Genomic DNA, 21,728 nt, shown 5'->3' with positions numbered 1-21,728 from the left:
GCTGTCAGGCGCGGCAAGGCAGGATGGAGGAATGTTCTCCCGGCCCGAATCGACCAACGCGATCGACAGCTCTGATCTGGTCATCGATCGAATCGGGCACAGCGGCCCCACCCGTGCGATCGACGGGGTGAGCTTCGCTCTCGCACCGGGCGAGCTCATCTGCGTCGCCGGCCCGACCGGCTCGGGCAAGTCGACGCTCGTCGCGGCGCTGGCAGGATCCACGGATCCGTCGGTCCGGGTCGTCGGAGGCAGCGCTCAGGTGTGCGGAGTCGACATCCGCCGGCCGGGACGCAAGCATCGCCTGCTGACCTACCGCACGGGATTCGTTCCGCAGGGCGCCGGTGCCGACCTCCCTCCCCAGCTCACGGTGAGCGAGATCATCTCAGAGCCGATCCTGATCCGCGAGAAGCGGGTCAATACCCAGGCGCTCTCCATCCGCGTCGCGACGCTGCTCGACGAGTTGCACCTGCCTCTCGGAACAGCCGCGAAGTTCCCGTACGAGTTGAGCGCAGGCATGCGTCAGCGTGTGGCGATCGCGCGATCGTTCGTGCTCGAGCCCTGGGTGCTCATCGCCGACGAGATCCTCGCCAACCTCGATCTCGAGGTGCGGCCTGTGGTGTTCGACGCGATCACCCGTCGGCGCAAGGAGCAGGGGATGGGCGCGCTGCTAGTGACGAACGACGCCGACTTCATCCGTGAGCTGAATGCGGAGACGCTGATGCTGCGCGGGGGTCACGTGGTCGCCCGCGGTGTCGGCAAGGACCTGCTGTGGGCGCCCAACGCCGAGGCGGATTCGGGCCACTGACAGGGGTGCCGACGACACGCCCGACCTGCGGCCCGTGTCACGAGCACGCTCCGGAGTTTGCTAGGATTGACGAGTTGCCCGCACAGCGGAGCACATTCCTCGGTAGCTCAATTGGCAGAGCAGCCGGCTGTTAACCGGCAGGTTCTTGGTTCGAGTCCAAGCCGGGGAGCCAATGAAAAGCCCCTCTTCGGAGGGGCTTTTCCCTTTCTGCGGTGCGAGTCCCCGCTACTGTCTCTTCGAGGTCATTCGATGGTGACCTCTGGATACGCGAACGAGGCCCCGTCGGATGACGGAGCCTCGTTCGGTGATCAGAGCGAGATCAGCGCGCTGCGCCCTTGAGTGACCCGGTGGTCTGGCCGGCGGGGTCGGAGATCACGCACTGCACGACGCGGTCGTTCAGCTCGTCCCAGGTCTGCTGGGTCGGCGTGATCGGGTAGACCTCGAGCACCGAGGCCTCGAAGGCGACACCGACGAAGCTCGTGTAGGCGTCGCCGATGCACTCCTGCGACGCGGCGTCGATGTTCTCCTCGGAGAACTCGCCGTCGTCCATCGTGATCTCGTAGTAGACCTCTTCATCGTGCGGCTGGTCGCACGGGACGACGTCGGCGTCCTCGATGAGACCGCTTGCACTCGCCATCTTGCAGTCGCCGAGCTTCAGCGAGAAGATGTCGATGTTCGAGCTCTCGGTCACCTGTCCGGTGTCCTCGTCGCGGTCGGCGTCGCCCGAACCGCCCCCCAGGATGCCGTTCAGCGCGCTGCAGCCGGTCAGTGCGACCGACAGCGCCACAGCAGAACCTGCCAGCGCCAGTGCGCGTCGCGTGCGCATCTTCATCATTTCGTCCCCTCCAGAGCCTCTTGGTGAGTGGCATATTGAAATACCACCTCAAGCACGGTATCCGGGCCGGAGTCTGTGATGCAACTCCGAGAAGACTGTGAGCGGGCTGGGAGGGAAGGTCAGGCTTCCAGATCGTCGATGCCGGGGACCCAGCTCGCGCCGGGCTTGCCCCACCCGCGCTTCTTCGCGATCTTCTGGACGGTCTTCCAGTCGCCGTCCGAGAGGCGGTCGATGTAGAGGATGCCGTCGAGGTGGTCGAACTCGTGCTGCATGATGCGGGCGCGCCAGCCGTCGACCGCGATCTCCACAGGCGCCCCGTCGAGATCGACGCCTGAGACCCGCACCCGCTCCGAGCGCCGTAGCGGGAATCGCTCACCCGGGAACGAGAGGCAGCCTTCGGACTCCAGCTCGTCGTCCGGCTCGCCGGGCTCCAGCGGCACCATCCAGAGCTCCGGGTTGATGATCACGCCACGCCACGGCTGCTCGTCATCATCGACGTACGCGTACGTGTAGATGCGCAGCGGCACGCCGACCTGGGGTGCGGCGAGACCGACGCCCGGGGCCCTGTCCATCGTCTCGAACATGTCGGCGACGAGCGTGCGGATGTCGTCGGAGATCTCCTCGACGACGGAAGCGGGGGAGTGCAGGACGGGGTCGCCCATGATGCGAATAGGAAGAACAGCCACGCCATAACCCTACTCGGCGCACATCGCCGGGTAGGGTCGAAGGGTGAGCATCTCCGTATGGATGACTGGGGCGGAAGACGTCACCGAGCAGCTGGTCGGTGTCTTCCAGAACCCGAAACTGCTCCTCGGCATCCCCCTCGCGCTTGCGGGTGCCGTCTTCATGTCTCTCGGCGCGCAGTATCAGCATCGTGGCGTCGAGAAGGTGGAGCGGCTCAGCGGATCCGACGGAGCCAACGGTCTGAGCATGAGCCAGATGAAGGGCCTGCTCACCCGGCCCTCCTGGATAGCCGGAACGCTGATGCTCGGCCTGGCGATCGTGTGTCAGCTCGCGGCGCTCTCTCAAGCGCCGCTGATGGTCGTGCAGCCGCTCGGCGCCATCGCGCTTGTCATCACCACGCTGCTCAACGCACGGATCTCGGGTCATTCGCCGACCAGGAAGTCGATCATCGCGATCGTCTGCTGTGTGGGCGGCATCTTCCTGTTCGTCTTCTTCGCGGCGATCTACGCCACGGAGAAGGAGATCACCGACACCGAGCTCTTCACGATCCTGGCGATCCTGCTGGTCGTCATCATCGTGCTCGGCGCCTGCTGGCTGGTGCTCCGCCACCGCATGCGCGCTCTGTTCTACGTCATCGGCGCCGGCATCCTCTACGGTTTCGTCGCCACTCTCGCCAAAGCCGTCATCAGCCGGATCAGCGCCGGCAACTTCGAGTGGATCACCCTCGTGTGCGTCATCGCGCTGATCGCGGCCGGCGCCGTCGGAGCGTACTTCGTCCAGTCCGCCTACAGCTCGGGGCCGCCGGATCTCGTCATCGCCGGACTGACGGTCGTCGACCCCATGGTCGCCGTGCTCATCGGCATGGTCGTGCTCGGAGAGGCCGCGGCGTCACCGCCGTGGGTCCTCGTGATCTTCGCCGTGGCCGGTGCCATCGCGATCTGGGGCGTCGTCAACCTCGCGCGGTATCACCCGCAGGTGCTGAGCGACAGCCAGGACCTCGGGATCACGCGCGGCAGTGACGACGCGACAAAAGACCCCGAGGCCTGAGTTCTCTCGGCTTCAGTACGCCGGGTCGATGAGGTCGGGCGAGACCTCTGACGCAGCGGCCTCGTCGACGAAGAAGACGGTGCGCTTGCGGCCCTTGGCGCCCGCGGCCGGAACGTTGGTGTAGCTCGCGCCCGCGAGGGCGAGTCCGAGCGCCGATGCCTTGTCCGCGCCGGTGAGGACCAGCCAGACACGCTTCGACGCATTGAGCACCGGGCGCGTCAGCGTGACACGCTCCGGCGGAGGCTTGGGAGAGTCGCGAACCGGCAGCGCGGCGGCGTCCGTCACGGTGACCTCGGGGCGATCGGGGAAGAGTGAGGCGATGTGGCCGTCGGGCCCCACGCCGAGGAAGCAGACCGCGAACGACGGCCACGGGTGCTCGTCGGTCCCGTAGCGCGCGAGATCCGCCGCGTACGCCGAAGCGGCCTCGTCGAGGGTCAGCCCCTCGTTCGCAGCAGCGACCTCGTGGATGTTCTCGGCGGGGACGGGAATGTGGTCGAGCAGGGCCTCACGCGACTGCACCGCATTGCGATCGGCGTCGTCGCGGGCGACGAACCGCTCATCGCCCCACCAGAAGTGCACGAGCGACCAGTCGATCTGAGCCGACCTGGGGTCGTCGCGCGTCGCACGCAGAACCGCACCGCCCATCGAACCGCCGGTGAGAGCGATGTGGGCGATACGGCCGTTGCGCGTGCGCGCACGAAGGCGCGTCAGGAATCTGTCGGCCACGCTCGCGGCAAGTGCTGCGGGCGTGGCTTCGACCACGACCCGCTTCTCTGCGGGCGCTGTCTTCGTCGACATCATTCTCCTGTCTGGGGCGGACCCAGTTTCTCCCAGCCCTCGGTGATCACTCGACCGTACAGGACGTCGGGGTCGAGGCGACGCAGCTCCTCGGCGAGGCACTCCCGCAGCGTGCGGCGCGGCAGGTGCAGGTCGTGGTCGGGCTGGTCGGGCTGCGTGAGCACGGCCACGCCGGGCGTGGGGCGCTCGAGCAGGATGTCGCCCGACGAGCGGTGCAGCCGCACCGACTTGATGCCCTCCTGCCAGTGCTCGGGGTCTTCGTACGACCAGGTCACCGGGACGTCGAGGGCCATCTGCAGCCATGCGGCGAGCAGCGCGGTCGACGGCGAGGCCGATCCACCGCGCACCTCGACAGCGGTGACCTCTTCGAACGGCGGCTGATCGAGCACGGCGGCGAGCTGCTCGCGCCAGTGCGTGAGACGGGTCCACGCGAGGTCGGTGTCGCCGGGCGCGTGGGTCTCGCCGAGCAGTCCCAGGCGGTCGCGAACATCGGGTGCGGTCGCGGCATCCGTGATGCGGCGCTGCGCGATCTTGCCGAGGGGAGACGAGGCCGGCGATGTCGGCGCCTCTTCGGGCCACCAGGCGACGACGGGGGCGTCGGGCAGGAGCAGACCTGTGACCAGGCTCTCCTCGTTGCTGGCGGCGTCGCCGTAGGCCCGGAGGACGACGACCTCGGAGGCGCCGGCGTCACCGCCGACCCGGATCTGAGCGTCGAGACGCGACTCGCCCTCACCCGTGGTGAGAACGATGACACGCATGGGGTGCTCGCGGGACGCGTCGTTTGCCGCGTCGATCGCTGCCTCTGCGACGCCGTTGCGTGCAGAGATGATCAGCGTGAGCACACGGCCGAGTGCGACGGCGCCGCCCTCTTCGCGCACCTTGACGAGCTGCTTGGCGACCTGGCTGACGGTCGTGTCGGGAAGGTCGATGATCATGGGCGTCTCCACACTCGTCCATCACGGGCAAGGAGGTCGTCGGCGGATGCCGGACCCCACGAACCGGGTGCGTACTGGTCGACCGGGCCGCCCTCGGCTGCCCAGTACTTCTCCACCGGGTCGAGGATCTTCCAGGAGAGCTCGACCTCCTCATGGCGCGGGAACAGCGGCGGGTCGCCCAGGAGCACGTCGAGGATCAGACGTTCGTACGCCTCGGGGCTCGCCTCGGTGAACGCGTGGCCGTAACCGAAGTCCATGGTGACATCGCGCACGTTGGTGCCGTTTCCGGGCACCTTCGATCCGAAGCGGATCGTGACGCCCTCATCGGGCTGGACGCGGATGACGAGCGCATTCTGGCCGAGCTCTGCCGTGTTCGAGCGGCCGAAGAGGTGCTCCGGTGCCTTCTTGAACACGACGGCGACCTCGGTCACACGACGCCCCAGACGCTTCCCGGTGCGAAGGTAGAACGGGACGCCGGACCAGCGTCGGGTGTCGATCTCCAGCTTGATCGCGGCATAGGTCTCGGTCGCGGACTCGGGGTTCATCCCGTCCTCGTCGAGGAATCCGGTCACCTGCTCGCCACCCTGCCAGCCTCCCGCGTACTGCCCGCGGGCGGTCGCGAGCGAGAGATCCTCCGGCACGTGGACCGCAGCGAGAACCTTCTCCTTCTCGGCACGCAGGTGCTCGGCGGACAGGCTGATCGGCTCTTCCATGGCGGTGAGCGCGAGCAGCTGCAGCAGGTGGTTCTGGATGACATCGCGCGCCGCGCCGACGCCGTCGTAGTAGCCCGCACGGCCACCGACGCCGATGTCCTCGGCCATCGTGATCTGCACGTGGTCGACGTAGTTGCGGTTCCAGATCGGTTCGTACAGCTCGTTCGCGAAGCGCAGGGCCAGGATGTTCTGGACCGTCTCCTTGCCGAGGTAGTGGTCGATGCGGAAGATCGAGTCGGCGGAGAACGCCACCTCGAGGGCGGCATTGAGTTCGCGCGCCGACTCGAGGTCGTGGCCGAACGGCTTCTCGATCACGACACGTCGCCAGCGCTCATCGTCGTCGTCATTCGCTCCGACGAGGCCGGAGTCCTTGAGCTGCTTCGCGACGAGGGGGAAATCCTTCGGCGGGATCGACAGGTAGAACGCGTGGTTGCCCATCGTGCCGCGTTCGACGTCGAGCTGATCGACCGTGTCGCGCAGCTTGCGGAAGGACTCGGGGTTGTCGAACTCGCCCGAGACGAAGCGGATGCCCTGCAGCAGCTGCGCCCACGTCTCTTCGCGGAAGGGAGTGCGTGCATGCTGCTTCACGGCGTCGTACACGACCTGGGCGAAGTCCTGGTCCTCCCAGTCTCGACGGGCGAAGCCCACGAGAGCGAATCCGGGAGGCAGGAGTCCGCGGTTGGCGAGATCGTAGACGGCGGGCATGAGCTTCTTGCGTGACAGATCTCCGGTCACACCGAAGATCACGAGGGCGCTGGGCCCGGCGATCCGGTTGAGGCGGCGATCATCGGGGTCACGCAGCGGGTTGTGCCCGCGCGAGATGGGAACAGACATCGGTGGGGGATTCTCCTGGCTGTTACTTCTGTGCGGCTTCGAAGAGGGTGAGGACGTCGGCCGACGAATCGGTGATCGTCAGGGAGACGACCGGACGGCCGTGCTCGGCGAGGACACCGGCATCGCCGGCGGCCTGTGCCTCGATGAGCTGTCCGAACGTGAACGGGCGCTCGGGGATCTCGAGGTCGACATCCGTGCGCTCCAGGATCTGCAGGAACACGCCCTGCGCCGGCCCGCCCTTGTGATACTGGCCGGTGGAGTGCAGGAATCGGGGTCCCCATCCGAACGTCGTCGGCCGACCGGAGTCGGCGGCGACGAGCTCGCGGAGACCCTGCAGCTGCGGGACGTCGAGCCTGTTGACGTATGCCTGGATCGACACGTAGCCGTCTTCCGGCAGTGCAGCCCACAGCGCGTCGAGCACGCCCTCGACGGTTCCCGACGCCGCGAGAGCGGGGTCGGAGACGCGGACCTCGACGCCGTTCTCGACGAACGCCGGTGCCGTCGGAGCGGGACGTGCATCCAGCAGTCCACGGGCCGCGACCTTCGCCGACTCGACGTCGGGCTGGTCGAACGGGTTGATGCCGAGCAGATACCCGGCGATGGCGGTCGCGTACTCCCAGACGATGAGCTGCGCACCCAGCGAGCCGCTGACGAGGATCTCGCCCTCGTGACGTTCGCGCAGGTGGAACTCGTTCGCGTCGTCGACGAGCCGCACGATCTGGAGATCGGCGGGGCGGGAGTCGAGCTCCGGCGACACGGGCAGCAGGACGACGGGCAGGATGCCGGTGCCGTCCTTGCCGGTGGACTCCGCGATGAGCTGCTCGATCCAGTCGGGGAGCCCGTTGATGTGCGTGCCGTCGGTGATGAGACCGAGCTTGTCGCGTCGCGGCGTGGTGGCGGAGATCGCCGCAGCCAGCCGGAGTGCCGGGTTGTCGGCCGAGTCGATGGCGACCTCGAGGAGCGAGGCCTCGGCCTCGTCGAGGAGCTCGGCGATGTCAGCGCCGGCGAGCCCCGACGGTACGAGGCCGAAGGCGGTGAGGGCCGAGTACCGTCCGCCGACGTGCGGGTCGGCGTTGAACACGCGGTAGCCGGCTTCACGAGCGGAGACGTCGAGCGGCGAGCCCGGGTCGGTCACGACGATGATGCGCTCGAGCGGGTCGATGCCCACGTCGCGGAACGCGGCCTCGAAAGTGCGACGCTGCGAGTCGGTCTCGACGGTGGAGCCGGACTTCGAGGAGACGACCAGCACGGTGTTCTCCAGGCCCTCGTCGAGCGCGGCGAGCACCTGGCTCGGCGCTGTCGAGTCGAGAATCGTCAGCGGGACACCGGCGGTCTGGGCGATCACCTCGGGGGCGAGCGATGACCCGCCCATGCCGGCGAGCACCACCCGATTCACACCCTTCGCGTGCAGATCGGCGCGGAGGGCGACGATCTCAGCGACGAGGGGGCGCGAGACGGATACCGCCTCGACCCAGCCCAGGCGGATCGACGCCTCGGACTCGGCGGCGGGACCCCACAGGGCTGCGTCACCGCCGGTCACCCGCGAGGCGACCAGGTCGTGGACGAGAGCGGGAACCGTCTCGTCGATCGCGACCCGAGCCGCGCCCGAGGCGTGGATCGCAAACGTCATCGCCGCGCCTCGAGGCCCTCAGCCACCTGCGTCAGCAGATCGTGCCAGGAGTCGATGAACTTGGCGACGCCCTCGTCCTCGAGCACCTGGGTGACGTCGGTGAAGTCGATGCCGAGGTCGGCGAGACCGGCGAACACGGCGCGAGCCTCGTCGTAGCCGCCCGTGATCGTGTCACCGGTGACGACGCCGTGGTCGAAGGTGGCCTCGAGCGTCTTCTCCGGCATCGTGTTGACGACGTCCTTCGCCACGAGCTCGGTGACGTAGAGCGTGTCGGGCAGGGCCGGGTCCTTGACGCCGGTCGACGCCCACAGCGGACGCTGCGGGTTGGCGCCCAGCTTGATGAGGTCCTGCGCACGCTTCTCGGCGAACTTCTGCTCGTAAAGCTCATAGGCGAGACGCGCGTTCGCGAGGCCCGCCTTGCTCTTGAGCGCTTCGGCCTCGTCGGTGCCGATCGCCGAGAGTCGCTTGTCGGTCTCGGTGTCGACGCGCGACACGAAGAACGAGGCCACGGAGTGGATGCTCGACAGATCGAAGTCGGCGCTGTGCGCGCGCTCGAGACCGGTGAGGTAGGCGTCGATGACCTCGGCGTAGCGCTCGAGGCTGAAGATCAGGGTGACGTTGACGCTGATGCCCGATGCGATCGCCTCGGTGATGGCAGGCAGGCCCGCCTTCGTCGCGGGGATCTTCACGAGCAGGTTCGGACGGTCGACCTTGGCCCACAGCTGCTTGGCCTGTGCGACGGTGCCCTCGGTGTCATGCGCGAGGTCGGGGGAGACCTCGATGGAGACGCGGCCGTCGACGTGACCCGACCTCTCCCACACGGGGCGGAAGACGTCGAGAGCGGCGGCGACGTCCTGCGTGGTCGCGGCGAACACGGCCTCTTCCGCCGTGGCGCCCGACGCTGCGAGTTCGGTGACCTGAGCGTCGTACGAGGTGTTGTTCTTGTCGGTGATCGCGTTCGCGAAGATCGTCGGGTTGGTGGTCACACCGACCACGTTGCGCGACTCGATCAGCTCGGCGAGGTTGCCGGACGAGATGCGGGTGCGGGACAGGTCGTCGAGCCAGATGCTGACACCGGCTGCTGCGAGGTCTGCGGTGGGGGTGCTCATGCGTTCTCCTTGATGGTCTCGCGTGCGGCCGCGATGACGGCCTCGGTGGTGATGCCGAACTTCTGGAACAGGGTCTTGTAGTCGGCGGAGGCGCCGAAGTGGTCGATGCCGACCGAACGGCCGCGGTCGCCCACGATGCCGCGCCAGCTGAGGACGGAGCCGGCCTCGACCGAGACGCGGGCGGTGACGGCCTTCGGCAGGACCGACTCGCGGTACGCCTCGTCCTGCTCGTCGAACCACTCGAGCGAGGGAGCCGACACGACGCGGACGTTGACGCCCTCTTCGGCCAGGGCCGCCCGGGCGTCGACCGCCAGCTGGACCTCGGACCCGGTCGCGATGATGATCACGTCGGGGGTGCCGTTCGGCGCCTCGGCGAGCACATATGCACCCTTCGAGACACCGTCTGTCGAGGCGAAGAGGTCGCCGTCGGCTGCACCCTGGCCGCGCTCGAACACCGGGATGTTCTGACGGGTCAGCGCGATGCCGGTGGGGCCCTCGTGGCGTCGGAGGATCTCGAGCCAGGCGGCCGAGGTCTCGTTGGCGTCAGCCGGACGCACCAGGGTGAAGTTCGGGATGGCGCGGAGCGTCGCGATCTGCTCGACGGGCTGGTGCGTCGGGCCGTCCTCTCCGAGTGCGACGGAGTCGTGGGTCCAGACGAAGATGCTGGGGACGTTCATCAGCGCGGCCAGACGCACCGGCGGGCGCATGTAGTCGCTGAAGATGAGGAAGGTGCCGCCGAAGGCGCGCGTCGGGCCGTGCAGCACGATGCCGTTGACGATGGCGCCCATGGCGTGCTCGCGGATGCCGAAGTGCAGCACGCGGCCGTAGAGGTCGCCCGACCACTCGTGGGTCGACCACTCGGCGGGGATGAAGGACTTCGAGTCCTTGATCGTGGTGAGGTTCGACTCGGCGAGGTCGGCCGATCCGCCCCAGAGCTCGGGAAGCTCGGCGGCGAGGGCGTTGATGACCTGACCGGAGGCCGCACGCGTCGAGACGTCCTTGCCGCCTTCGAAGACGGGGAGCGCCGAGGTGATGTCGGCCGGCAGCTCCTTCGCCTCGAGGCGGTCGAGCAGCGCCTTGCGCTCAGGGTTGGCCGCCGCCCACGCGTCGAACGACTTCTGCCACTCGGCGCGGGTCTCCGCGGCGCGATCCGCGAGTGCGCGGGTGTGGGCGATGACGTCGTCGGCGATGGCGAAGTGCTCTTCGGGGTCGAAGCCCAGGACCTTCTTCGTTGCGGCGAGCTCGTCGCCGCCGAGCGCGGAGCCGTGGATCTTGCCGGAGTTCTGCTTGCCGGGCGAGGGCCAGCCGATGATCGTCTTCAGGATGATGAGCGACGGCTTCGAGGTCTCGCCCTTCGCGGCCTCGATGGCCGCGTTGAGCTCGGCGACGTCCTCGACGTACTCGCCGGTCTTCTTCCAGTCGACGACCTGGACCTGCCAGCCGTAGGCCTCGTAGCGCTTGGCGACGTCTTCGGTGAAGGCGACGTTCGTGTCGTCCTCGATCGAGATCTGGTTGGAGTCGTAGATCGCGATGAGGTTGCCGAGCTCCTGGTGGCCCGCGAGCGAGGAGGCCTCGCTGGTGACGCCTTCCTGGAGGTCGCCGTCACCGGCGATCACGTAGACGAAGTGATCGAACGGGCTGGTGCCCGCCTCTGCCTCGGGGTCGAACAGGCCGCGCTCGTAGCGGGCGGCGTAGGCGAAGCCGACGGCGGAAGCGAGTCCCTGTCCCAGCGGGCCGGTGGTGATCTCGACGCCCTTGGTGTGACCGTATTCGGGGTGGCCCGGGGTGAGGGAACCCCACGTGCGCAGCGCCTTGAGGTCGTCGAGCTCGAGGCCGAAGCCGCCGAGGTAGAGCTGCACGTACTGGGTGAGAGAGGAGTGTCCGACCGAGAGGATGAAACGGTCACGACCCAGCCAGTCGGTGTCGGTCGGGTCGTGACGAAGCACCCGCTGATAGAGGAGATACGCGGCCGGAGCCAGGCTCATCGCGGTGCCGGGGTGGCCGTTGCCGACCTTCTCCACGGCATCCGCAGCCAGAAGACGCGCGGTGTCCACCGCGCGTCGGTCGATCTCATCCCACTGCAATTCCGACACTGTGAAGCCCTTCTGCAACTGTTCGAGAGCGCCGGATTGCACGATCGCAGTCCGCAACGATACGGAGGGGTTTGTGATGTGCGCCGGACGCGCGAGTCATTTCAGCATAGCGCCGAGGTTCGACTCGTTACCCCCCTTTACAACGCTCCGCCCGTCCAGTAATTCCATGCCTTCGTCGAGGCTTCCGATGAGCGGTGGAACTGCGGATCAGGAGTCCTGGAACGCGATCCCGTCGCGTCCCGGGAGCCCGGATGCGAGGGTCGGTGGAACGCCGATCATCGGGGCGGGCGAGCCCTGCGCCCGGCGTGCCCTAGACTGGGAAACGCTGTCGTGACGCGTGTGGAGGAGGCGATCGAGATCTCGACGATGTCTGATCAGACCGTTGTGAAGAAGTCCATCGGTCGCACCGTGAAGGCGTACGTCGCCCTCACCAAGCCGCGCGTCCTCGAACTGCTGCTGGTGTCGACCGTCCCGGTGATGTTCCTCGCTCAGGGCGGTCTCCCCGACATGTGGCTGGTGCTGGCCACCGTGATCGGCGGCTCGCTGAGCGCCGGCTCGGCCGCGGCGTTCAACATGTACCTCGACCGCGACATCGATGCCCACATGCATCGCACGGAGAACCGTCCGCTGGTGACCGGCGAGATCAGCCCGCGAGGCGCGCTGATCTTCTCCTGGACGCTCGCCGTCGTCTCGACCGTATGGCTGTGGTTCACCACGAACTGGCTGGCGGCCACGCTGTCGGCATCCGCCATCTTCTTCTACGTCGTCATCTACACGATGATCCTCAAGCGACGCACCGAGCAGAACATCATCTGGGGCGGCATCGCCGGGTGCTTCCCGGTGCTCATCGGCTGGGCTGCCGTCACCGGCTCGCTCGACTGGCCCGCGTTCATCCTGTTCGCGCTCATCTTCCTCTGGACGCCGCCGCATTACTGGCCGCTGTCGATGAAGTACAAGGACGACTACGACGACGTCGACGTGCCCATGCTCGGTGTCACCCGCAACGCCTCACAGGTCGGCCTCCAGGTCATCCTCTATGCCTGGGCGACCGTCGCCTGCTCGCTGCTGCTGATCCCGATCGCGAACATGGGCCTCGTCTACGGCGTCTCCGCCGCGGTGTTCGGCGGCTGGTTCATCTATGAGTCGCACCGCCTGTACAACCAGGCGGTGCGAGGCAACGAGGCGCGGCCGATGCGAGTCTTCCACGCCTCGATCACTTATCTGACGCTGATCTTCGTGGCCGTCGCGGTCGACCCGCTGCTGCCGTTCTGATCCTGCTCGGCGCCGCCGACCAGCTCGTCGTCCGCCGCTGTCGCGGGGATCTCGGAGTCGATGGTGTCGACCTCGTCGGCCTCAGCTGATTCGTTCGTCCCATCGATCGGCCCGACGACTGCGGGTGCAGGAGAAGGCAGGAGCGCCTGCACCGCACTCAGACCGACGGCGATCAGCACGCCGATGACGCCGGCGCCCAGAAGCGCGGCTCCGACGACGACGAGCGACTGCCCCACGTAGACCTCGATGCCGGTCGCCGTGCCGTCGAGCAGAGTGCTCGTCATGGTGCCGACCTGGCCGGCGATCAGCCACCCGCCCACTCCCGCTGAAGCGAGCGAGAGCACGAGGAGGAGCCAGAAGCCGATGCTGCGTGTCAATGACTTGTTCATGTCCGCAACGGTGCACGACGAACTGATGAGCCGCTGATGCCCGGGCTGTGCATCCCCTGTGCGCAGCCGGGGTCAAGCCTCCGCAGCGGCCGGCTTCTTCAGGTTCAGCACCACCACGGTGTACGCAGCCGCCGACAGCGAGGCGAGCACCATGTGGATGCCCACGAGCACCGGCGGGAGGCCTTCGCGCGCCTGCCACACGCCCACGCCGACCTGCACCAGGATCGCCAGCACGAGCACGAGCAGCCATCTGCGCGGTCGTAGGTGCAGGACCCACGCGGCGATCGTCAAGGTGACGACGAGCGCGGCGAGGATGTATCCCGGCCAGGAGTGCACGTGGGCGAGCACCGTGGCGTCGAATCCCTGGCGCTCGACGGCCGCGTCGCCGGAGTGCGGCCCGGAACCGGTGGTCAGCACGCCGAACAGGATCGTCACGGCGAGGGCGAGACCGGTGACGTGGCTCAGTGCCGCGAACCAGGTCGGCACCGCGCGCTCACGCGGTCCGGGCGCGGCGTAGAGCCTGACCAGGAAGGCCGCGGTCACGCACACAAGGAGGAGGGAGGACACGTAGTGGAATCCGACGATGAAGGGGTTCAGTCCCGTGAGCACCGTGATGCCGCCCACAAGAGCCTGCGCGACGACGCCGATCAGCACGACCCAGGCGAGGATGACGAGATCCCGCCTTTCGGTCGTCACCCTGACCGATCTGACCGTGGCGGCGATGACCGTCACGAGCAGAGCCGCCATCGCGAAGGGCGTGGCGGGGAGGTCGACGAGCGTGAAGACGAAGAACACGACCCCGGCCGCCAGGATTCCGGCGGCGGCGAAGCGGAGGGCCGAGAACACCGTGGCCTTCCCCCCGGTGCGCGCCAGCATGAGCAGCAGGACGGCGAGGGCGATGACGCCGACCACACCCGTCATGACGCGGTTGCCGAACTCGATGATGCCGTGGATTCCCTGATCGGCATAGATCGGGACGAGCGACTCCGGCGTGCAGAGCGGCCACTCGGAGCATCCGAGGCCTGATCCGGTCAGCCGCACGGCACCGCCGGTGCCGATGATGATGGTCTGCGCGAGGAATGAGAGCCAGGCGAAGACGCGAAGCGCTCGTCCCCAGAGGATCGCATGCGTCGACGCTGCCGCGTTCGTGGGGGAGGAGATCGTCGTCTCGGGCATAAGTCTCTCCGAACCGCGCCGGACACGGCGAGCGGCCCTGTCTTCAGGCGGAACCTGTAGAATCGGATTGTTGTGATGAGCGCTGACCGCGCTGAAGCATCGCTAACAGTTTAGGCGCGATGGATGCGCCGGTGATGAGGGCCCACCAACGGCACCCGCTCCCGCAGACTCGACGGGGATCAGGTGTGTCGGGGCGGATGACACCGTTTGGGACCTGTGAGGAGAGTGTGTGATGTCGGATGTGCTGATCGACCGCCCGGAGCTTGACGGCCTGGGGGTGTACGAATTCGGGTGGCATGACGAAGATGCCGCCGGAGCCATCGCCAAGCGCGGTATCTCCGAAGAGGTGGTCCGCGGGATCTCGGCGCTCAAGCACGAGCCCGAATGGATGCTGAAGACCCGACTCAAGGGCTATCAGCTCTTCGGTCGCAAGCCGATGCCGACCTGGGGTGCAGACCTCAGCGAGATCGACTTCGACAACATCAAGTACTTCGTGCGCTCGACCGAGAAGCAGGCCCAGTCCTGGGAGGAGCTCCCGGCTGAGATCCGCGAGACGTACGAGCGCCTCGGCATCCCCGAGGCCGAGCGTCAGCGCCTCGTCGCCGGCGTCGCAGCGCAGTACGAGTCCGAGGTCGTCTACCACCAGATCCGCGAGGATCTGGAGGAGCAGGGCGTCATCTTCATGGACACCGACACCGCGCTCCGCGAGCACCCCGAGTTCTTCGAGGAGTACTTCGGCACCGTGATCCCGGCCGGCGACAACAAGTTCGCCGCGCTCAACACGGCCGTGTGGTCGGGAGGTTCGTTCGTCTACGTCCCCAAGGGCGTGCACGTCGAGATCCCGCTGCAGGCGTACTTCCGCATCAACACCGAGAACATGGGCCAGTTCGAGCGGACCCTGATCATCGCCGACGAGGACAGCTACGTCCACTACATCGAGGGCTGCACCGCTCCGATCTACAAGTCGGACTCGCTGCACTCGGCCGTCGTCGAGATCATCGTGAAGAAGAACGCCCGCGTTCGGTACACGACGATCCAGAACTGGTCGAACAACGTCTACAACCTCGTCACCAAGCGAGCCGTCGCCCATGAGGGCGCGACGATGGAGTGGGTCGACGGCAACATCGGCTCCAAGGTGACGATGAAGTACCCGTCGATCTACCTGATGGGCGAGCACGCCAAGGGCGAGACCCTCTCGGTCGCCTTCGCGGGTCCCGGCCAGCACCAGGATGCCGGCGCGAAGATGATCCACATGGCTCCGTACACGCAGTCGTCGATCGTCTCCAAGTCGATCGCCCGTGGCGGCGGACGTGCGGGATACCGCGGCGAGGTGAGGGTGGACGCGAACGCGCACCACTCCGCGAACACCGTGCGCTGCGACGCGCTGCTGGTGGACACGAAATCGCGCTCCGACACGTACCCGGCCATCGACATCCGGGTCGACGACGTGCAGCTGGGCCACGAGGCCACCGTCTCGAAGGTCAGCGAGGAGCAGCTCTTCTACCTGCAGTCCCGCGGCATGCCCGAGGACGAGGCGATGGCGATGATCGTGCGCGGCTTCATCGAGCCGATCGCGCGCGAACTGCCCATGGAGTACGCGATGGAATTGAACAAGCTCATCGAAATGGGCATGGAAGGATCGGTCGGCTAAATGGCGGCCTCGACGACAGCGCCCAGCGAGGCGCAGCACACGAACGCGCACATCGACCCCGCAGCTCAGGTCTCGGATGCCGGATTCGTCCCGGTGCAGACCCGCTCGGAGCGTCCGCACTCCTTCGAACCCGCCGACTTCGGTTCGCCGACCGGCCGCGAGGTCAACTGGAAGCACACTCCGGTGGCCAAGCTCTCCGCCCTCTTCGAGGTGGCAGGTCTGACCGAGGGCGTGCGCTACTCGTTCGGTGACGGCGAGAAGTACGTGGCGGCACCGCTCGCCGCGGGTGATGCCCCGCGCGGAGAGGTCTTCCTGGCCGAGGACATCACGGCGGCCGTCGCCTGGCAGGGCTCGTCCGAAGCGCTGCACATCCGCATCCCGCGCGAAGAAGAGGTCGCTGAGCCGATCCTCGTCTCGATCGAGGGCCTCGGCGCCGAACTGCGCGCCGATGCCCACATCGTGATCGAGGCCCTCGAGCACAGCTCGGCCACCGTCGTGCTCCAGCACACCGGAGCCGCGCAGTACTCGCAGAACGTCGAGATCATCGTCCGCGATGGCGCGAAGCTCACTGTCATCAGCCTGCAGCAGTGGCAGGACGAGGCCGTGCACACCTCTGCGCATCAGGCCAGGGTCGATGCGGATGCCACGCTCAAGCACTTCGTGATCAGCTTCGGCGGCGGAGTCGTGCGCGTGAACCCGAGCGTCGAGCTCGCCGGCGCCGGATCCGAGGGCTACCTCTACGGACTGTCCTACGCCGATGCCGGGCAGCACCTCGAGAGCCAGGTCTACCTGCACCACAAGGGCCCGCACACCAAGGGCGACGTGCTCTACAAGGGTGCGCTCCAGGGGCAGGGAGCGCACAGCGTCTGGATCGGCGACGTGCTCATCGGCGCCGACGCGACGGGCACCGACTCCTACGAGGCGAACCGCAACCTGGTGCTCACCGAGGGTGCACGCGCCGACTCGATCCCGAACCTCGAGATCGAGACCGGGGACATCCTCGGCGCCGGCCACGCCAGCGCCACGGGGCGCTTCGATGACGAGCAGCTGTTCTACCTGCAGGCCCGCGGCATCAGCGAAGAGGAAGCGCGCCGACTCGTCGTGCTCGGATTCCTCACCGACATCGTTCAGCGCCTGGGAATCCCGGCACTGGAGACCGAGCTGCTCGACGCGATCGAGACGGAGCTCGCCGAGGTGAACGCATGAGCGCCGAGCGCGTGTGCGGCGTCGCGGAACTCGAGCAGGACATGCCGATCCGCGTCGAGCCGAACGGCGTCCCGATCACCGTGATCAAGGACTCCGAAGGCGTGATCCACGCCATCGGGGACACCTGCACGCATGGCGACATCTCTCTCGCCGAAGGCTTCGTCGAAGGTGACACGGTGGAGTGCTGGGCCCACGGCTCCGCGTTCTCGCTGCTCACCGGCAAGCCCCAGAACCTCCCTGCTTATGAGCCCGTTCCGGTCTACGTCGTCGAGATCGACGGCGACGACGTGCTCATCGACCCGACTGTGACGAAGGAAGTCTGAATGTCTGTTCTCGAAATCCGCGACCTGCACGTGACGGTCGAGACCGAGGCGGGTACCACCCCGATCCTCAACGGAATCACCCTCACCATGAACACCGGTGAGACGCACGCGATCATGGGCCCCAACGGCTCGGGCAAGTCGACGCTCGCGTACACGATCGCCGGTCACCCGAAGTACACCGTGACCTCCGGCTCGATCACCTTCGACGGCCAGGATGTGCTCGCGATGAGCGTCGACGAGCGCGCGCGCGCCGGCCTGTTCCTCGCGATGCAGTACCCGGTCGAGATCCCCGGCGTGACGGTGACGAACTTCCTCCGCACCGCCAAGACGGCACTCGACGGCGAAGCTCCGGCGATCCGCGGCTGGACCAAGGACGTCAAGGCGGCCATGGCGAACCTCCGCATGGACCCGAAGTTCGCTCAGCGCAACGTCAACGAAGGCTTCTCCGGTGGCGAGAAGAAGCGTCACGAGATCCTGCAGCTCGAGGTCCTCAAGCCGCAGTTCGCGATTCTCGACGAGACCGACTCGGGCCTCGACGTCGACGCGCTGAAGATCGTCTCGGAAGGCGTCAATCGCGCCAAGGAGTCGACCGGCCTCGGCGTGCTGCTGATCACGCACTACACCCGCATCCTCCGCTACATCCGTCCGGACTTCGTGCATGTGGTCGTCGCGGGCAAGATCGTCGAAGAGGGCGGCCCGGAGCTCGCAGACCGGCTCGAGGAAGAGGGATACGACCGTTTCCTCGACCCCGCAGCCCCCATCGAGGCGTAGGCTGATTCGCATGACAGCCACCCTCACGGACGCGAAGTACGACGAGGTCACCGAGGCGCTCAAAGACGTCATGGACCCGGAACTCGGGATCAATGTCGTCGACCTCGGCCTCATCTACGACCTCGCCTGGGATGACGAGAACGATGCTCTCGTCATCCACATGACGCTGACCAGCGCCGGCTGCCCCCTGACGGACGTGCTCGAGGACCAGACCGCGCAGGCTCTGGACAACGTCGTCGACCGCTTCCGCATCAACTGGGTGTGGATGCCGCCGTGGGGTCCGGAGAAGATCACAGACGACGGGCGCGACATGATGCGCGCCCTCGGCTTCGCGATCTGAGAATGCTCGAAGTCACGGCTCTGCCTCTGGCGGAGCTCAGACGACGTAGCAGCGAGAAGTGGCGGGAGTATCCCGCCGACGTGCTTCCGCTCTTCGTCGCGGAGACCGATTTCCCGCTCGCACCGGAGGTCTCGAACGCGTTGCGTCGCGCCGTCGAGCTCGGAGACACGGGGTACATCGCCTCGCGGACACCATTGCCCGACACCTACGCGGCGTTCGCACGCCGTCGCTTCGGCTGGGAGGCGGATCCGACGCGGATGCGCACCACGGCCGATGTGAGCATGGGCATCGTCGAGATTCTCCGCCGCGTGACGCAGCCGGGAGAGCGCGTGGTCGTCACCCCTCCCGTGTACCCGCCGTTCTTCGACCTGGTGTCCGAGGCCGGCGCCGAGGTGGAACGGGTGCCTCTCATCGACACGGGGATGGGGTGGGAACTCGATCTCGACGGCGTCCGTGCAGCGTTCGAGGACGGCGCGACCGCGATCCTGCTCTGCAATCCGCACAACCCGACGGGCACCGTCCACAGTCGCGACGCGCTCGCGGCGCTGGCCGAGATCGCCGACGAGTTCGGCGCGGCGGTGGTTTCCGACGAGATCCACGCACCGCTCGCCCAGCCGGGAACCGGCTTCACGCCGTTCCTCGACACGGGCGAGGCCGCCGAGCGCGTGGGGTATGCGGTCGTCAGCGCGAGCAAGGCCTTCAATCTGGCCGGCCTCAAGTGCGCCCTCATGGTGACCGCTTCCGATTCGACGAGCGCGGTCGTGCGCGGGTTGCCGATCGAGGTCGAGTGGCGCACCGGTCAGTTCGGTCTGCTTGCGGCTGTCGCCGCCTTCTCGGAGGAGAGCGATGAGTGGCTGGACGGGCTGCTCGCGACACTCGACGCGAACCGCGTACTCCTCGAGGACCTGCTCGCATCGAAGCTCCCCGGTGCCCGCTACCGGATGCCCGATGCCGGCTACCTCGCCTGGATCGATCTCTCGGCTCTCGGATGGGGCGACAACCCCGCGCGTCGGATCCTCAAGGAGGCGAAGGTGGCCCTGCACTTCGGCCCCGCCTTCGGCGAGCAGGGCAGGGGATTCGTGCGGTTGAACTTCGGGACGAGTCCGGAGATCATCACCGAGGCCATCGAGCGCATCGCGACGCTCGTGGATCGATGACGGTCGATCGCGCGACATCGTCGATCTGGGACCGGGAACGCCTCTGGGTCACCGCCGGCGCGGTCGCGTTGATCTTCCTGGCGGCGATCGAGGCTCTGGCGGTGACGACCGTCATGCCGATCGTCAGCGAGGCGCTCGACGGCCAGGCGCTGTATGCGGTGGCCTTCGCGGGGACACTGGCGACGAGCGTGATCGGGATGGTCGCAGCGGGTGCCTGGTCGGACGCTCGCGGGCCCCGGGGTGCGCTGTACGCCGCCGTGTCGCTGTTCATCGCCGGCCTTCTGCTATCGGGGTTCGCGGTGACGATGGATCAGTTCCTCATCGGCCGCCTGGTGCAGGGGCTCGGTGCGGGCGGACAGACGGTGGCCCTGTACGTCGTGGTGGCCCGCCTGTATCCGCCCCACCTGCACGGAAGGGTCTTCGCGGCGTTCGCCGCGGCCTGGGTGGTGCCGTCGATGATCGGCCCGTTCCTCGCGGGTGCCGTCGCCGAGTACCTCGACTGGCGTTGGGCATTCCTCGGGGTGGCCGTGCTGACGACGGCCGCCTTTCTCATGATCGCGATCCGGTTGCGCGGCGTCGACCTCGGGCATGGCGAACCACAGGACCGTCGAGCTCTCGTGACTCGTCTGATGCTCGCCGTCGTCGTCGCGGTGTTCGCCGTGCTGATCGGCTTCACGGCCGAGATGACCGCGCAGATCGGATGGTCGGTCGCACTGGGCTCGGTGGCCGTCATCGCCGTGGCCGTGCTGCCGCTGCTCCCTCGACGCACTCTGCGCGCCGGCCGGGGCCTGCCGAGCGTCGTGCTCATGCGGGGCGTCGTCGCCGGCGCGTTCTTCGCCGCGGAAGCGTACATCCCGTACCTGCTCATGGAGAGGTTCGGATTCACGGCGACGTGGGCGGGCATCGCCTTGATGTTCGCCGCCTTCGCCTGGGCCGGGGCGTCCGCGCTGCAGGGGAGGTTCGGTGAACGTCTCGGCAACACGAGGATCACCGTCGTCAGTCTCTCGCTGCTCGTCTGTGCGCTGGTCTTCGTGCTCCTCGCAGCGCTCTGGGGGTTCTCGCCGCTCTTCGTGGTGGTGGGATGGGCATTCGCCGGCGGCGGCATGGGTCTGCTCTATCCCCGCCTCACCGTGCTCACGCTCGCGTACTCGGATGCCGGCAACCAGGGCTTCAACTCGTCAGCTCTGTCGATCTCGGACTCCACGGGCGCCGCGGTCGTCATCGCTCTCGCGGGTCTCGCCGTCGCCAGCCTCGGCGGTGGTGCGAGCGCCTTCGGCGTCGTCTTCGCGTTCTGTCTCGGTCTGGTGCTCCTGGCGTTCGTGCCAGGACTCAGGCTGGGGCACGCCGCGGAGCTGACGGATGCGGAGTCGCGCGAGCGGTGAGGCCCGCGCCGGACGACTCTCCGGCGAGCGCGGCCACGCCGAGGTCGAAGACGCGGTCGAGTCCCGCTGTGACGTCGATCGTGTGGTCGTCGAGCGCTGCTCCGTGGCTGTCGGCGTGCATCCGCTGCTGAACGAGAGTCGCATGGCCGAGCACGAAGTGCAGGAGTGCGGCTGCTCGCTCCGGTGCGTCCGACAGGCCGTGGCGCGTCAGCGCGGCTTCCAGTGCGGTGTGCGCATACGACGAGCCGAGACGCAGGGCATACGTGCTGAGCACGAGCTCGGCCCCGTCGCGATAGGTGAAGAGCGCGTCGCGGATGCTGCGGGCGGTGGTCAACACGTCCGCATCGTCGCGCGGGATGCCCGCGGTGATGCGATCGGCCAACTCCGCCAGCAGCTCCTGCTTGCTCGAGAAGTGCCAATAGAGAGCACTCGGCTGCACATCGAGCCTGCCTGCGATCCGCCGCATCGAGAGGTCGGCGAGGCCGACCTCGTCGAGGAGCGCGAGTGCAGCGCGCGCGACGCCGTCGCGGTCGTGACGGGTCGAGTTGTGCTCCGGGGCCATCCCGTCAGTATAGTGA

General features: G+C 67.5%; 21 protein-coding genes and 1 tRNA gene. 11 read left to right on the top strand and 11 right to left on the bottom strand.

The annotated features are described in order from the left end of the window. Positions 1-31: 31 nt before the first annotated feature. Positions 32-805 (top strand): ATP-binding cassette domain-containing protein, encoded by a 774-nt coding sequence (locus ACIPV5_RS12300; RefSeq protein WP_320488558.1) that lies wholly within the window; start codon positions 32-34, stop codon positions 803-805. Between the two features lie 96 nt (positions 806-901). Further along, a tRNA-Asn gene (locus ACIPV5_RS12295) sits at positions 902-977 on the top strand. Between the two features lie 147 nt (positions 978-1,124). Here ACIPV5_RS12295 and ACIPV5_RS12290 read toward each other — a convergent pair. Together ACIPV5_RS12290 and def are read right to left on the bottom strand one after the other, a co-directional pair. Next, positions 1,125-1,637 carry a septum formation family protein gene (locus ACIPV5_RS12290; RefSeq protein ID WP_233277329.1) on the bottom strand — a complete coding sequence of 171 codons (513 nt, stop codon included), beginning with the start codon at positions 1,635-1,637 and terminating at the stop codon, positions 1,125-1,127. A 122-nt stretch (positions 1,638-1,759) separates the two neighbouring features. Continuing rightward, positions 1,760-2,326 carry a peptide deformylase gene (def, locus tag ACIPV5_RS12285; RefSeq protein WP_072591388.1) on the bottom strand — a complete coding sequence of 189 codons (567 nt, stop codon included), beginning with the start codon at positions 2,324-2,326 and terminating at the stop codon, positions 1,760-1,762. 61 nt (positions 2,327-2,387) lie between these two features. Here def and ACIPV5_RS12280 point away from each other — a divergent pair, with 61 nt between their 5' ends. Next, entirely contained in the window at positions 2,388-3,371 is a 984-nt protein-coding gene (locus ACIPV5_RS12280) for a DMT family transporter (RefSeq protein WP_400341272.1), read from the top strand. 12 nt (positions 3,372-3,383) lie between these two features. On the opposite strand, the gene pgl is transcribed toward ACIPV5_RS12280, so the two are convergent. Genes pgl through tkt form a run of 6 tightly spaced genes read right to left on the bottom strand, consistent with a single transcriptional unit; the run spans position 3,384 to position 11,483 of the window. After that, complete coding sequence (gene pgl, locus ACIPV5_RS12275) at positions 3,384-4,169, bottom strand: 6-phosphogluconolactonase (RefSeq protein WP_400341119.1); 786 nt, start codon at positions 4,167-4,169, stop codon at positions 3,384-3,386. After that, complete coding sequence (locus ACIPV5_RS12270; protein WP_053096468.1) at positions 4,169-5,104, bottom strand: glucose-6-phosphate dehydrogenase assembly protein OpcA; 936 nt, start codon at positions 5,102-5,104, stop codon at positions 4,169-4,171. The genes pgl and ACIPV5_RS12270 overlap by 1 nt, the downstream gene beginning before the upstream one ends. Beyond that, entirely contained in the window at positions 5,101-6,651 is a 1,551-nt protein-coding gene (zwf, locus tag ACIPV5_RS12265) for a glucose-6-phosphate dehydrogenase (protein ID WP_053096466.1), read from the bottom strand. Before zwf ends, ACIPV5_RS12270 begins: the two co-directional genes overlap by 4 nt. Before the next feature lie 22 nt (positions 6,652-6,673). Beyond that, on the bottom strand, positions 6,674-8,281 hold the full coding sequence (locus ACIPV5_RS12260) for a glucose-6-phosphate isomerase (RefSeq protein WP_295101028.1): 1,608 nt from the start codon (positions 8,279-8,281) through the stop codon (positions 6,674-6,676). Then, positions 8,278-9,390 carry a transaldolase gene (tal, locus tag ACIPV5_RS12255; protein ID WP_400341118.1) on the bottom strand — a complete coding sequence of 371 codons (1,113 nt, stop codon included), beginning with the start codon at positions 9,388-9,390 and terminating at the stop codon, positions 8,278-8,280. The genes ACIPV5_RS12260 and tal overlap by 4 nt, the downstream gene beginning before the upstream one ends. Continuing rightward, positions 9,387-11,483, bottom strand: coding sequence for a transketolase (tkt, locus tag ACIPV5_RS12250; protein WP_400341117.1), 2,097 nt, complete (start codon positions 11,481-11,483; stop codon positions 9,387-9,389). The genes tal and tkt overlap by 4 nt, the downstream gene beginning before the upstream one ends. A gap of 366 nt (positions 11,484-11,849) precedes the next feature. Between tkt and ACIPV5_RS12245 the strand changes: the two genes are divergently transcribed. Then, complete coding sequence (locus tag ACIPV5_RS12245; protein WP_053099149.1) at positions 11,850-12,755, top strand: heme o synthase; 906 nt, start codon at positions 11,850-11,852, stop codon at positions 12,753-12,755. On the opposite strand, the gene ACIPV5_RS12240 is transcribed toward ACIPV5_RS12245, so the two are convergent. Both ACIPV5_RS12240 and ACIPV5_RS12235 read right to left on the bottom strand, forming a co-directional pair. Next, complete coding sequence (locus ACIPV5_RS12240) at positions 12,701-13,144, bottom strand: hypothetical protein (protein ID WP_187249750.1); 444 nt, start codon at positions 13,142-13,144, stop codon at positions 12,701-12,703. The genes ACIPV5_RS12245 and ACIPV5_RS12240 overlap by 55 nt on opposite strands. Before the next feature lie 72 nt (positions 13,145-13,216). Further along, entirely contained in the window at positions 13,217-14,320 is a 1,104-nt protein-coding gene (locus ACIPV5_RS12235; RefSeq protein WP_400341116.1) for a heme A synthase, read from the bottom strand. A 232-nt stretch (positions 14,321-14,552) separates the two neighbouring features. On the opposite strand from ACIPV5_RS12235, the gene sufB reads away from it, so the two are divergent. The 7 genes from sufB to ACIPV5_RS12200 are packed head-to-tail and all read left to right on the top strand — an operon-like array spanning position 14,553 to position 21,150. Further along, a complete protein-coding gene (sufB, locus tag ACIPV5_RS12230) occupies positions 14,553-15,971 on the top strand; it encodes a Fe-S cluster assembly protein SufB (RefSeq protein WP_400341115.1) in 1,419 nt (472 codons plus the stop codon). Continuing rightward, the gene (sufD, locus tag ACIPV5_RS12225) at positions 15,972-17,177 is read left to right on the top strand and encodes a Fe-S cluster assembly protein SufD (protein ID WP_053096455.1); all 1,206 of its coding nucleotides are present in this window, start codon (positions 15,972-15,974) and stop codon (positions 17,175-17,177) included. Next, positions 17,174-17,500: a non-heme iron oxygenase ferredoxin subunit gene (locus ACIPV5_RS12220; protein ID WP_053096453.1), complete on the top strand. Its 327-nt coding sequence runs from the start codon at positions 17,174-17,176 to the stop codon at positions 17,498-17,500. Before sufD ends, ACIPV5_RS12220 begins: the two co-directional genes overlap by 4 nt. Continuing rightward, the gene (sufC, locus tag ACIPV5_RS12215; protein WP_053096451.1) at positions 17,501-18,271 is read left to right on the top strand and encodes a Fe-S cluster assembly ATPase SufC; all 771 of its coding nucleotides are present in this window, start codon (positions 17,501-17,503) and stop codon (positions 18,269-18,271) included. A 10-nt stretch (positions 18,272-18,281) separates the two neighbouring features. After that, positions 18,282-18,611, top strand: coding sequence for a metal-sulfur cluster assembly factor (locus ACIPV5_RS12210; protein WP_053096448.1), 330 nt, complete (start codon positions 18,282-18,284; stop codon positions 18,609-18,611). A 2-nt stretch (positions 18,612-18,613) separates the two neighbouring features. Then, on the top strand, positions 18,614-19,768 hold the full coding sequence (locus ACIPV5_RS12205) for a MalY/PatB family protein (RefSeq protein WP_072591383.1): 1,155 nt from the start codon (positions 18,614-18,616) through the stop codon (positions 19,766-19,768). Next, the gene (locus ACIPV5_RS12200) at positions 19,765-21,150 is read left to right on the top strand and encodes an MFS transporter (RefSeq protein ID WP_400341114.1); all 1,386 of its coding nucleotides are present in this window, start codon (positions 19,765-19,767) and stop codon (positions 21,148-21,150) included. The genes ACIPV5_RS12205 and ACIPV5_RS12200 overlap by 4 nt, the downstream gene beginning before the upstream one ends. Here the strand turns inward: ACIPV5_RS12200 and ACIPV5_RS12195 are convergent. Then, on the bottom strand, positions 21,098-21,712 hold the full coding sequence (locus tag ACIPV5_RS12195; protein ID WP_187249745.1) for a TetR family transcriptional regulator: 615 nt from the start codon (positions 21,710-21,712) through the stop codon (positions 21,098-21,100). The genes ACIPV5_RS12200 and ACIPV5_RS12195 overlap by 53 nt on opposite strands. Between the last annotated feature and the right edge of the window lie 16 nt (positions 21,713-21,728).

The sequence above is a fragment of the Microbacterium sp. NPDC090014 genome, assembly GCF_044748285.1.
In the GTDB taxonomy this organism is placed as follows: Bacteria; Actinomycetota; Actinomycetes; order Actinomycetales; family Microbacteriaceae; genus Microbacterium.
Note: the sequence above shows the minus strand (reverse complement) of the source record. Positions and strands in the feature narration are given on the sequence as shown.